General features: G+C 49.5%; 11 protein-coding genes and 1 pseudogene. 5 read left to right on the top strand and 7 right to left on the bottom strand.

The features are described 5' to 3' along the window. Positions 1 to 19: 19 nt before the first annotated feature. From E8L90_RS24940 to eutL, 3 genes are read right to left on the bottom strand one after another with little or no spacing between them, the layout of a single operon-like run. A complete protein-coding gene (locus tag E8L90_RS24940) occupies positions 20 to 1,513 on the bottom strand; it encodes an acetaldehyde dehydrogenase (acetylating) (RefSeq protein ID WP_137031798.1) in 1,494 nt (497 codons plus the stop codon). Beyond that, entirely contained in the window at positions 1,513 to 1,998 is a 486-nt protein-coding gene (locus E8L90_RS31145; protein ID WP_137031797.1) for a BMC domain-containing protein, read from the bottom strand. The genes E8L90_RS24940 and E8L90_RS31145 overlap by 1 nt, the downstream gene beginning before the upstream one ends. Positions 1,999 to 2,033: 35 nt before the next feature. After that, entirely contained in the window at positions 2,034 to 2,684 is a 651-nt protein-coding gene (gene eutL, locus E8L90_RS24930; protein WP_017252519.1) for an ethanolamine utilization microcompartment protein EutL, read from the bottom strand. Between the two features lie 330 nt (positions 2,685 to 3,014). Here eutL and E8L90_RS24925 point away from each other — a divergent pair, with 330 nt between their 5' ends. The 3 genes from E8L90_RS24925 (at position 3,015) to E8L90_RS24915 (ending at position 6,096) form a co-directional block, all read left to right on the top strand. After that, positions 3,015 to 3,689, top strand: coding sequence for a hypothetical protein (locus E8L90_RS24925; RefSeq protein ID WP_137031796.1), 675 nt, complete (start codon positions 3,015 to 3,017; stop codon positions 3,687 to 3,689). 201 nt (positions 3,690 to 3,890) lie between these two features. Then, the gene (locus E8L90_RS24920; protein ID WP_137031795.1) at positions 3,891 to 4,568 is read left to right on the top strand and encodes a response regulator transcription factor; all 678 of its coding nucleotides are present in this window, start codon (positions 3,891 to 3,893) and stop codon (positions 4,566 to 4,568) included. Further along, positions 4,558 to 6,096 (top strand): HAMP domain-containing sensor histidine kinase, encoded by a 1,539-nt coding sequence (locus E8L90_RS24915; RefSeq protein WP_137031794.1) that lies wholly within the window; start codon positions 4,558 to 4,560, stop codon positions 6,094 to 6,096. Before E8L90_RS24920 ends, E8L90_RS24915 begins: the two co-directional genes overlap by 11 nt. 40 nt (positions 6,097 to 6,136) lie before the next feature. On the opposite strand, the gene E8L90_RS24910 is transcribed toward E8L90_RS24915, so the two are convergent. Next, positions 6,137 to 7,033: a LysR family transcriptional regulator gene (locus E8L90_RS24910; protein ID WP_137031793.1), complete on the bottom strand. Its 897-nt coding sequence runs from the start codon at positions 7,031 to 7,033 to the stop codon at positions 6,137 to 6,139. A 128-nt stretch (positions 7,034 to 7,161) separates the two neighbouring features. Between E8L90_RS24910 and E8L90_RS24905 the strand changes: the two genes are divergently transcribed. After that, on the top strand, positions 7,162 to 8,238 hold the full coding sequence (locus tag E8L90_RS24905; RefSeq protein WP_137031792.1) for a YeiH family protein: 1,077 nt from the start codon (positions 7,162 to 7,164) through the stop codon (positions 8,236 to 8,238). 136 nt (positions 8,239 to 8,374) lie between these two features. Continuing rightward, positions 8,375 to 10,051, top strand: coding sequence for a sulfatase family protein (locus E8L90_RS24900; RefSeq protein ID WP_137031791.1), 1,677 nt, complete (start codon positions 8,375 to 8,377; stop codon positions 10,049 to 10,051). 51 nt (positions 10,052 to 10,102) lie between these two features. On the opposite strand, the gene E8L90_RS24895 is transcribed toward E8L90_RS24900, so the two are convergent. The 3 genes and pseudogenes from E8L90_RS24895 to cshA form a co-directional block, all read right to left on the bottom strand. Beyond that, positions 10,103 to 10,360 (bottom strand): HPr family phosphocarrier protein, encoded by a 258-nt coding sequence (locus E8L90_RS24895; protein WP_137031790.1) that lies wholly within the window; start codon positions 10,358 to 10,360, stop codon positions 10,103 to 10,105. An 89-nt stretch (positions 10,361 to 10,449) separates the two neighbouring features. Next, a pseudogene (locus tag E8L90_RS24890) lies at positions 10,450 to 10,686 on the bottom strand (putative PEP-binding protein); the annotation flags it as partial. Positions 10,687 to 10,820: 134 nt separating this feature from the next. Continuing rightward, positions 10,821 to 12,362 carry a degradosome RNA helicase CshA gene (gene cshA, locus E8L90_RS24885; RefSeq protein WP_137031789.1) on the bottom strand — a complete coding sequence of 514 codons (1,542 nt, stop codon included), beginning with the start codon at positions 12,360 to 12,362 and terminating at the stop codon, positions 10,821 to 10,823. Positions 12,363 to 12,375: the final 13 nt, after the last annotated feature.

The following is a 12,375-nucleotide window of genomic DNA, read 5'->3' as shown; positions in this document are numbered from 1 at the left end:
AATTTTAGTGTTTTACGACTTAAGTCGTCATTTCTGTTAACACCGATTTGATGATGTTTTTGATCTCATCGCGGCTCAAGCCGACATTCATAGAAGAGACAGCCTGTAGGACAGCTTCTTCCGCTTGTGTCGCAGGAGCTGCTGATACTGGCGTTGATTGTGGCATTTCTTTGATGCCAAATGCAACACGCTTGATGTTGAACATGTGCTTCGCACCGATGTTATCGGACGTGATGTTGTTCCCTAAAGAACCGCATCCAAGCGTGAACGCTGGTTGTACACCAGTCGTTGCACCAATTCCTCCGAAGGTCGTACCCGTATTTACCGGAATTCTGGATGCTGGCATTGCTTGACCATACGCTGCGATGACATTGTCATCCTGGGCGTGAATACCCGCTGTATGTCCAAGACCACCATGTTCCAGCAATTCGCGGCAACGAGCAATCGCTTCGCTGTCGTTTTGAACAGTGTAGAGGGCAAGGATCGGCGCCAGTTTTTCAACGGACATCGGATACGCTTTGCCTACATTGTTCTCTTCCGCAATCAGGACACGCGCATCAGCAGGGATAGTAATACCCGCCATTTGAGCGATCACTTGCGGAGAGCGGCCAACGATCTTCGCGTTCAGCGAGCCGTTTACCATGATGATTGCAGCTACTTTTTCCTTCTCTTGCTCGTTCAGGAAGTAGGCGCCTTCACGCTTCAGGGCAGTAATCAATTGGTGTTTGGTGGATTCCTCTACTACCAATGCTTGCTCAGAAGCGCAGATTGTACCATAGTCAAACGTCTTGCTCTGCACGATGCGTCTGGCAGCAGCAGCAAAGTCAGCACTGTGATGGATGTAAACGGGTACATTACCAGGTCCAACACCATATGCTGGCTTACCGGAGCTGTATGCTGCGCGTACCATCGGAGTTCCGCCAGTCGCGAGAATCAGATTGGTCAGCTTGTGCTTCATCAGCTCATTTGTACCAGGAAGCGTAGGCTTCGTAACGCAATGGATCAAGCCTTCTGGTGCTCCAGCCGCTACTGCCGCCTGAGCCATCAGTCGCGCTGCTTCCAGCGTGCATTTTGCTGCCGACGGATGCGGGCTGAAGACAATCGCATTTCTCGCCTTGAGGGAGACCATCGATTTATAAATAACCGTGGACGTCGGATTAGTGGAAGGTACAACCCCTGCTACGATACCAAATGGCTGCGCCACTTCCCACACCTTGTTCTCTTCGTCCTTACGAATGATACCAACTGTTTTTACATCTTTTACAGATGCGTACACATCTTGTGCAGCAAACAGGTTTTTCATCCGTTTGTCAGCGACGTTACCAAAGCCTGTTTCCTCTACAGCCATTGCTGCCAGTCGATCAGCATTTTCTACGCCCACTTTGGACATAGCTTCGATGATCCGGTCAACTTGCTCTTGGCTGTAGGTAGCGAATTTGGCTTGTGCTTCCTTCGCTTGTGCGAGGTAGGTACGCACTTCCTGTATGGAATACAGATCAGCGTCGAGTGTCATTAGGCTTTGTCACCTCCGCCTTGTTTCTCTTCCAACAAACGAATGAGATCTTCTTTCTTCGCCATGTTGATTTCGTTCGTTGTCAGCGGGAAGTCCGCATACGAACGCGCCATTTTGCGCAGGTCACTGATGGACTGATCTTGCAATTCGGACACTGGCGCTTTAGCCGGCTCTGCCTTAACCTCTTCTTTTACCTCTGGTTTTAGCAGGTTTTTAAGCATTCTTGGAACATTTTCATCAGGACGTGGAATTACGTGTGAGTGCAGCAATCTTCCGACACGTCTCGCAGCGTCAGCGCCAGCATCTACTGCTGCCTGTACGGAGGAGACATCTCCGATTACATACACGGTAACGATCCCTGCGTCCGCTCCTTCATATGAGACGACTTTGACGTCCGCCGCTTTGGCAGCAGCGTCTGCGGCAGCGATGAGAGCAGGCAAGCCCAACGTCTCGATCATGCCGAGTGAATATGTTGTAGCGCGCATTTACATTACCTCCCCTTCAAGAGGGAAAATCCCTATTATCGTTTGACAGGCTGTTGGGCGACACTTCTTACGGCCTCGGCAAAAGCATCAGCGGCTGCCGTGCATGCCGATTGGCTGCCAGTGAGTAGTGCTCCCCCAAAGTTCGTTTCTGTCGGTGGACCAAAAAATTGAACCATTTGTACATCTGCAGCCTTGAGGGCGGCATCAATACCATACATGGCCTCCAGCGGCGGAGCGATCAAGTAAGCGAGTGGCTCACCTTCGCGGATTCCGGCGGTTTGAGACAAGTAGCTGCCCGTCCGCGACACAACATGGGCGTAATACGCATGCGTCCCTTCATCATTCAAAGAGTAAAAGCATGCTCCGCTCTCCATAAATGCAACGGCTGCATCCAGTCCGCTCTGCACCTCCGATGGCGTCGCGCCTCCGATCATCCCGATGAACTCGCCGGACAACGGTCCAGACGCATGACCTGAGCCTGCATAAAACGACTTGGCATACACAACTTCTACCGCTGCCTTTTTGGTCGCTTCATCAATGGCCGTATACCCCACATCGTCAATCGTGGAGGTCAATAGCCCCAGACTTCGGATATGAGAAGGCAGGTTCAGCTTCTCCGCAAATTGTGGATCGACATTGGGAATCAGTCGGATCGCAAGCGGCGTCGCTCGAATTGGTTTTTCCATGCGTGTCACTCCTTTCAAGACAACATCCCTGATCAAAAGCAAAAAAAGGTGCCTAAACACGAAAAAATAAGCCGTGTTCAAGGGCACCTTTGCCTTTTGATTATTCACTTGTGGGTAGAAGATTACACGCTATTTCCATGCTCTTTTACCTGTCTCTAATTTAGAACAAGGTAGGGAAAAATGCAAGCGTTTTCGGCATTCCGTCACTTTTCCATATTCCGGTCATATTCCGGACACAAGCCCCCGTTAAATTTGTGTTGTAGCCGAGACGGGCAAGCCCGCAAACAAGGCTCACCACAATCTTAAGACCCCCCAAGGAGGAATTTTACAATGAAAAAGAAAATGGCAATGACAGTTATGGCTTTGGCAGTATCTGCAATGGCAGGTTCCGCATTTGCGGCAAGTGAAACGGCGAAAACGACTGGTTCTTCTGCTCCACTGAAAATGGTGAGCACAGATGGTACAGATGCTCTTCTAAAACCGATTTTTAACCTGGAGCAAATAGCAAAGGAAAAGGGCATCTCTGTGGAAGAGTTGATCAAGCAGCTTGAAAAGGAAGGCAAACTGACAAAAGGAGCAGCCACTATCACGAAAGACGGCGATCTGACAACTAGCTTCTCCTTCATGAAATTCGATGCCAACAGCGATAATAGTAAGCCGATCGACCTGGATGAAATGGCGAAAGAAAAAGGCATCTCCGTAGAAGAGTTGATTGAGCAGCTTAAAGAAGATGGCAAGCTGGCAATGAAAGCTTCCACGGCAGTTATCAATCTGGAAGAAGTAGCGAAAGAAAAAGGCATCTCTGTGGAAGAGTTGATCAAGCAGCTTGAAAAAGAAGGCACGATCGCCACTGGTGAAGCAGCTTCCTTTACTCAACCTGCAATCAGTTTGGAGCAATTGGCAAAAGAGAAAGGAATCACCGTTGACGAATTGATCAAACAGCTCGAAAAAGAAGGCAAGATCACAAAAGGTACAACAGTCTCAGTAGCTGCCATCAAAAAATAAGCGTTGCCTTTCAAACACACACAAAAACCTCTGACAGGAAACTGCCAGAGGTTTAGTTATTCCCTTCGCCATTTAACGGACACACAACTCCATTATGCTAAACAACAAGAACATTCTTTACAAATGATGTCAGTCGAAATGGTGTCTATCATTGCTATGATAAGAACAAATTGACTTGAGATAGATAGGAGGTATTTCTTCGTGAAACGAATTCTACTCATCGAGGATGAAATGCCGATTGCCCGACTTGTCCAGGTCTATCTGGAACGGGCGGGCTATGAGGTAAAATGGAATGAGGGTAATCACGAGGCAATCCCGACTTTTTTCTCCTGGAAACCAGACCTTGTCCTGCTTGACCTGATGCTGCCCGATCACGACGGCTTGGATATACTCGATCAGATTCGCCAATACGGCAGTTGCCCGGTCATTATTATCACGGCTCGCGGTACCGTGCCGGACAAGCTCCAAGGGCTGGCACAAGGTGCAGATGATTACATCGCCAAGCCATTTGATCCAGAAGAAGTGCTTGCCCGTGTTCAAGCTGTGCTCCGTCGTTCCTCTTATCTCTCAGAAGCGGATACAATCAGGCTCGGCACGCTTTCGATAGATGTTTCGGCCCAAAATGCGTTGATCGGGAAAACTCCGCTTTCCTTAATGCCACGGGATTGGCAGCTGCTCGTTTTCCTGGCGCGACATCCCAACCAATGCTTCAGCCGCGATCAATTACTGGATCAAGTGTGGGGAATGGACTTTGAAGGAGGGGATCGTTCTGTGGATACCGCTGTGAAACGTTTGCGCAAAAGCTTGTTGCCTTGGCCGACTTCCGAAGGGGAGATCAGCACGATCAGAGGAATGGGGTACAGCCTGCGTGTTTACTAAACGATCTACTTCTACTAGAACTGCTGTGCCGCTCTTGCGTTACTGGACATGGCGCTATGCCTTGATATTATCGGTCATTCTTTTTGGTATCGGCTTTTTTGGCATCTTTTGGATTAACAAAGCAGCTACAGAACAACAGTTTCAAGTATTGGAAGCAAGAACAGAGTTGCTCGCTGATTCGTATACCAAGGTGTTGCTTGCCAAGGACACCTCGACTTCTTCTGTAAAGATAGAGGATTTGGCACGAACAACTGTTGGTATCTCCAGTCAGACTGTCACTGCTGTGACTGGCCCTGCGTCTCCGGCTATTCCTGACACCGCAACACCCGCAGCCAATACCGCCATGATCGCATTTCGAGTCATGCCGACTGTCCCAATCGATCACGTGGTACAGATTTACGATGATGCGGGCAAGACGTTCAAGAAGGATATGCTGAATCAGACGACGATCGCTACCGTTGCGCAGTTACCTACTCCTGCCCAGCCTGTGGACAAAACAAAGGAAATACGGGAGGTCGTTGCCACAAAGGGAGCTACCTGGCTGCGTGTAGGTGTCCCTTACTATGAACACAATGCAGTCGCAGGCACTTATTACGTCAGTACCCCCCTTAACAATGATTTGGTCCACACCTATATCACGATCATGGTTTCCATCGGAATCATCACCTTGTGCGGTTGGGCCATCGTCTATGTTTTGTCTCGGTCCCTGACGCAGCCACTCCGGGAGTTGGCAATGGCAGCCGAGCAAATATCTACCGGAAACTATGCGCCCTCACTGCCCGATACCACCAAAATAAAAGAGGCAGAAATTAGCCAACTGGTCCATTCCTTTGACGAAATGACCAACCGCCTTGGACAGTTGGAGCGGATGCGTACCGACCTTTTGGCTGGTGTTTCCCATGAGCTGCGTACCCCTGTCACCTCGATCCGCGGGATGATTCAAGCGGTGAAAGACGGCGTTGTGAAGGGTGCAGATGCGGATGAATTCATGCAAATCAGCATGGATGAAGCCAAACGACTCCAGACAATGGTCAATGACCTGCTCGATTTTTCGTCGATGGAAGCAGGGGAGGTTTTCCTCGAGAAGCAATCCGTTCAGATCAACAGTACGTTGGATCAAATAGTCGCACAGGTACAAGCCTTGCCCTCATTTACAGACGTATCTGTGACAGTTAACTCGACTGGACCTGAAATCGTATGGATATGCGATGAATCACATGTCAAACAAATTTTGCTCAATTTATTAGGGAACAGTGCTGCCGCAAATGCAACGCAAATCAAGATCGACGTCCACAACCAAAGCGACTTCCTCTCTATCGATGTAACCGACAACGGAAAAGGAATTCCTGAGCCAGAGGTTCCTTTCATTTTCGAACGGTACTATCGCGGAGATAGCAAACGCAAAAAGAAGCAAGGCCTAGGGCTGGGCCTGACGATCTCCCGCCTATTGGCAAAGGCACACGGCGGAAATGTCGAATTGATTCGGACTTCTCCCGAAGGAACAACCTTTCGTCTTACACTCAAATGAGCAGAGGAAGCAGCACCGATGAATCGTGCCGCTTCCTCTTTTACGTATGGGCCCCCTCCGGCACATGCGTGCGGATGAGCTCCATGAAGATGTCCAATGCTTTGGTATGGAACTCGTCGGATTTCGTGAGGAGCGAAAAATCACGGGTAACCGGTGTCCCCGTCACCTTCAATGTACAGAGCGTGCCGAGCTTGCGTTCTTTGCGGATGGCCCAATAAGACAGCAGGCTAATTCCCAAGCCAGCCTCCACTGACTCCTTGATCACCTGTGTGCTGCCGAACTCCATTCGCTTGTGCGGTGTGAATTGCATCTGGTGAAACATTTTTTCAGCCGCTTCCCTCGTGCCCGACCCTTCTTCCCGCACAATCCATGTTTCCTTCGTCAGCTCGTCAATACTGACCTCAGTCTGCCCGGCCAATCGATGCGCTGGAGAAGCAATCACATACATACGATCATCAGCAAACGGCTCCACACACATTTTTTCGTCCACATACTCCCCCTCAACAATCCCGACGTCGAGTTGTCGCTTCGCCACCAGCTCCGCAATGACTGTGGAATTGTGAATTGTAATCGTGGGGGTAATCATTGGGTAATACTGACGAAGACGCGCAATGACGTGAGGCAGCACATACTCTCCATATGTGTAGCTGGCGCCAATAGTCAAATGCCCGCTCGGTGTGTTCATCAAATCATCCACGAGACTCTGCATCCGCGTGTACAAGCCCAAGATTTCCCGAGCGTGATGATAGACAATCTCCCCCGCTTTATTCAAGCGAACATATTTGTTGCTTCGCTCCAGGAGCTTTGTCCCTATCGTGCGCTCGAGGGCATGAATATACTGACTAACGGCAGGCTGCGTCATATGGAGCTCTTCTGCAGCTCGGGAAAAGTTCTGTCTGTCTGCAACGGTCACGAACACAAGCAAATGCTGATCCAACTGCCTTCACTCTCCCTTCCACCACTAACCATTCATTTCACTTATGATGATCATTCCAATGATTTATTTTTCTTATTATAACAGTTGCCGTATGCTGAGTTTGTAAAACTTTTCGAGGAGTGATGGCAATGGCAACTCAGATAAAAAACAGCGTGCCATTGAATGAAAGCAATGAAAGCAATGCCAGCGTACAGCCCGCAAAAAACAACAAAAGCACCCCCGCATCCTTCTCGCTGTGGATAGCTGGAATCGCTTTTACTTTTTTCATCGCCCTGACAGGCTACGGCTTAGCAAAAATACCTGGCTTTCAACAAGTTGGCCCCCTCGCCTGTTCGATCCTGATCGCGGTCGCATACCGGCATTTTCGTGGATATCCAGGAGCATTGCGATCAGGGATTCAATTTTCCGCCAAACGTTTACTGCGTCTGGCTATTATTTTGTACGGGCTGAAGCTCAATATCGACGTCGTCTTGAATCAAGGCCTCGGGCTTCTCATCTATGACGCTGGTGTCATTATTTTTGCCATCGCGGTTACAATGCTGATAGCCAAGTGGCTGAAAGCAGACACTTCCCTCTCCCTCATGCTCGGAGTCGGTACAGGTGTCTGTGGAGCAGCGGCAATTGCAGCCGTCTCCCCTATCATTGCTGCCAAGGATGAAGATACCGCTATCGGGGTAGGAATGATCGCACTCGTCGGAACCTTATTTGCCATATCCTACACGATCCTGCGTCCATTCCTTCCCTTGTCCCCGGTCGAATACGGCATGTGGTCAGGAATTAGTCTGCATGAAATTGCTCATGTCGCGTTGGCTGCTGCTCCGGCGGGTCAAGATGGGCTAGCGATTGCGCTGCTGGCAAAATTGGGGCGTGTGCTTCTGTTGGTCCCACTCTGTTTTATCCTGATGGTTTGGATGAAACGTTCCGGGAAATTACAAAGCGGCACCAAGATCGAATTCCCTTGGTTCCTCATCGGCTTCCTCGCCATGAGTGTTTTTGGAAGCTATGTTCTCGGCACATACATCCCTGTCTCAGAAGCGTTCCATAGTGGTGTCGCCAATATCACAACCTTTGTGCTCACCATGGCGATGGTCGGACTTGGCCTCAATGTCGATCTGCGTGCACTTCGAACAAAAGCGGCGCGCCCACTGATTGCGATGAGTATTACCTCGATTCTTTTGTCGGTGCTCTCCCTTGCCTTCGTATAAAAAACTGTGGATAACCAAATGTACAGGTTCGATTCGCCGATTTCTTGATGATCGGCGAGTTTTTTTTGTGGATAAGGACAAAGATTATCCCCATATGTTGATAAAGATGTGTACATCTTTGCTGAGGGGGATCTATATGTCGAGAAAATGGTTGAGAAGACGACCGAATATCTTATTCATCATTGTGGATCAGGAACGATTTCCCCCCATTTATGAAGAGCCTGCGATACGTGAATGGAGCGAGGATACACTCCACGCTCATGCTTTTTTGCGAGAGCATGGGTTGGAATTCAAGCGTCATTACGTTGGTTCCACAGCCTGTTGCCCTAGCAGAGCCACCTTGTTTACCGGTCAGTACCCCTCTTTGCACGGCGTCACCCAGACCAGCGGCGCCGCCAAAAGATCTCCCGACAGCGACATGTTCTGGCTCGATCGCAATACCGTCCCGACGATGGGAAATTATTTTCGCCAAGCGGGCTATCGGTGTTTCTATAAAGGCAAGTGGCATATATCCGATGCCGACATCTGGGTACCGGGTACCCATTTTCCTATCCCCAGCTATATCCCTGGAACAGGGGTTCCTGATTCAGATAAGGAACGCTTATACTTCCTTGCTGATCGGCTGGACGGTTATGGCTTCTCTAGCTGGATAGGGCCTGAACCACACGGGATAGCGCCGCATAACTCCGGTTCGTCCGCAGCCATCGGCGTAAATGGTCGTGATGTGGTGTACAGCAGCGAAGTCATTGAGCTGCTCCATGCATTAGACCAGGAAAAACACTCCGTTGAAAGCTACCATCCTTGGCTAATCGTGGCGTCTTTCGTCAATCCACATGATATCGCCATCTATGGGGATATCTCTGCGAGCTCACCGTTTTTTCGCTTCCATGTGGATAAGTCCGTTCCCACAGTTGCCCCGCCCCCTACTCAGCACGAGTCACTAGCAACAAAGCCACGCTGCCAAGCGAGTTATCGGGAGGTATATCCACAGGCGTTCCAGCCCATTGCGGACCAAGCCCATTACCGAAGACTGTACTATCAACTCCAAAAAAACGCCGATCGGGAAGTCATGCGTGTTCTTGAAGCACTCGTCGGCAGCTCGTTTTATCCCGAGACACTGGTCGTGTTCACATCCGATCACGGAGAATTGTTGGGGGCTCACGGCAATCTGCATCAAAAATGGTACTGTGCCTATGAAGAGGCGATTCACGTTCCCCTCATTATCCACAACCCACTCCTTTTTCCACTCGCAACCTCCACAGAGTCGTTAACCAGTCATGTGGATATTCTTCCGACACTACTCGGGATGGTCGGAGCAGACACAGACAGGCTTGGGGAGGAGCTGACCTATACACATAGCGAGGTACGCCCTCTTGTCGGTCGTGATCTTACTCCCCTCATCTTGTCCCACGATACGGACTCTATCGCAAGCGATCCGCTCTACTTCATGACAGACGACGATGTGACCAAAGGACAGCATCAAGTAAGCGTGCAACACCAGCCCTATGACTCTGTCATTCCGCCGAATCGGATAGAAACGGTCCTCGCCTACATGTATTCCGCCGGGCACAGCGCTTTATGGAAATACTCCTGCTATTTTGCCGGGGATGTATACAACCCCACGATGACCGATTACGAATTGTACAATCTCACTGCCGATCCTTTGGAAACACGGAATTTGGTAAACCCACTCTACAAAACCACACACTCGGAGCGCATCCGCCTAAAAATGGAGCTGCTTTTAGAAGAACAACGAGCCCAAAAGCGACTGACACCCTTTTCGTATCCTTTCGCACACCTGCTGTCTACGTGAACTTTCCCGGAACAACAGAAAAACCCCTCAAATCGAGGGGCTTTCTCTTCCCTATGCCTGTTCGGTCAATGCTTTTTCCAATGCTGTCATCGCTTCTTGTTCATCGGCACCATCCGTGATCAGGGTAATTTCTTTCCCTTTTCCAATCGCTGCTGCCATAATGCCCATGATGCTCTTGCCATTTACATTTTTCTCATTTTTGATGATTTTAATGTCGCTGGAAAAGGACGTGGCCACCTTCACAAAGTTCGCCGCAGGACGTGCATGCAGGCCGTTCGCCAATTGAACCACTATTTTTTTCTCTACCATTCTGATCTGCCTCCCTCGCTACACTCTCTCAAGCCATTCCTTCAAAAACACAAGCTCTCTGCACTTCTACTAAATTCATCCAGACCCAGATAAGGCCGGTTGAGATAAGCGACCTTCTCGTTCATACGGTCGGCTGCCATTGTGTATTGTATTAAATCATTGGTTCCAATGCTGAAAAAGTCAACCTCGGGTGCAAATTGATCGGCCCGCAATGCCGCAGCAGGGATCTCAATCATGATACCCACTTCGTACTGATCGGATACTCCAATTCCGCAATTTACCAGGGGTTTTTTCTCTTCTTCCAAAATCGCTTTCGCCTGTCGGAATAAATAAAGTAGTAATCAATCCCCAAGCGTTGAAAAGCGTTTCCAAAACAACGAGCCATACAGGCAGATCAACAAAAAAAAAGACCGATGCGCACATGTGCACACCAGCCTTTGCTTGCAATATCGTTCGATTCCTAGCTGCGTGGAGGACGAGATTCGCCACGTGGACGGGAGTCGCCACTGCGTGGACGGGAGTCACCGCTGCGTGGAGGACGAGATTCGCCACTGCGTGGACGAGATTCGCCGCTGCGTGGACGGTATTCTCCATTGCGTGGGCGAGATGGACGCTTTCCACCAAAACCAGAACCGGAGCCGAAGCCACCTTTTCCTTTTGGAGGCAGCTTTTTCTTCCCTACACGAAGAGGAGCCTCTTCTGTCAAGCGAACAGGAGTTGTATCCGGCTCTTTGGTCAACAGCTTGAGTGCTGCGGATACCAACGTTACGGAATCAACATCCTCCAGCAATTGTTCTGCCAATGTTTTGTAAGCAGACAGATCATCTCTACCAGACGCTTCCAGGATTTTGTCTACCGTCATTTTTTGTTGACCTTCCAACGCTTCTGCCATCGAAGGAACAGCATGTCGCTCCATGCGACGCTTGGTCGTACGCTCAATCAGACGCAGATGGTCGATTTCACGGGAAGTAACAAATGTGATCGCGAGACCCGTTTTACCAGCACGTCCCGTTCTTCCGATACGGTGAACGTAGCTTTCGGAGTCTTGTGGAATGTCAAAGTTGAATACGTGCGTAACGCCGCTGATATCCAGACCGCGGGCTGCAACGTCAGTCGCCACCAATACTTCGATTGTACCTTCCTTGAACTTGCGCAGTACGCTGTCGCGTTTTGCCTGGTTCAAGTCTCCGTGGATACCTTCTGCTCCATAACCACGCTTGGTCAGCGCTTCGGACAGCTCATCCACTCTGCGCTTGGTTCTACCAAATATGATAGCCAGCTCAGGCGAATGAATATCCAGCAAACGGCACAGAACATCGAATTTTTGTCTTTCTGCTACTTCCATATATTGCTGCTCGATGTTTGGTACCGTTACTTCTTTTGCTTTTACTTGAATGATGGTTGGTTCGTTCATGAACTGTTGGGCGATTTCCTGAATCGCTCTCGGCATCGTTGCGGAGAACAGCAGGGTTTGACGACTTTCTGGAACCTCTTTCAAGATTTCCTTAATGTCGTCGATGAAACCCATGTTCAGCATTTCATCCGCTTCGTCCAAAACAACTACCTCGATGGCATCCAGACGAATCGTTCTTCTTCTCATGTGGTCCATGAAACGACCAGGTGTTGCTACGATGATTTGCGGGCGTTTTTTCAACGCCTTGATTTGACGCGTGATGTCTTGACCACCGTAGATTGGCAGGGCAGAGATGTTTTTAAATTGGGCAATTTTATTAATCTCTTCTGCAACCTGAACAGCCAACTCACGAGTTGGGGTCAATACAACCCCTTGAATATTTCCGCTTGTTTCATCCATGCGTTCAATCAGCGGAATACCAAATGCAGCCGTTTTACCTGTACCTGTTTGTGCTTGACCGATCAGGTCACGACCTTGCAGTGCTACAGGAACCGTTTGATCCTGAATAGCCGTAGCCTCTTCGAAGCCCATGTTGCTCAACGCTCTAACAATGGAGTGATGTAAGCCAAAATCATTAAAAGTCGCCAATGAATGTCAGTCT

The sequence above is a fragment of the Brevibacillus antibioticus genome, assembly GCF_005217615.1.
In the GTDB taxonomy this organism is placed as follows: domain Bacteria; phylum Bacillota; class Bacilli; order Brevibacillales; family Brevibacillaceae; genus Brevibacillus; species Brevibacillus antibioticus.
Note: the sequence above shows the minus strand (reverse complement) of the source record. Positions and strands in the feature narration are given on the sequence as shown.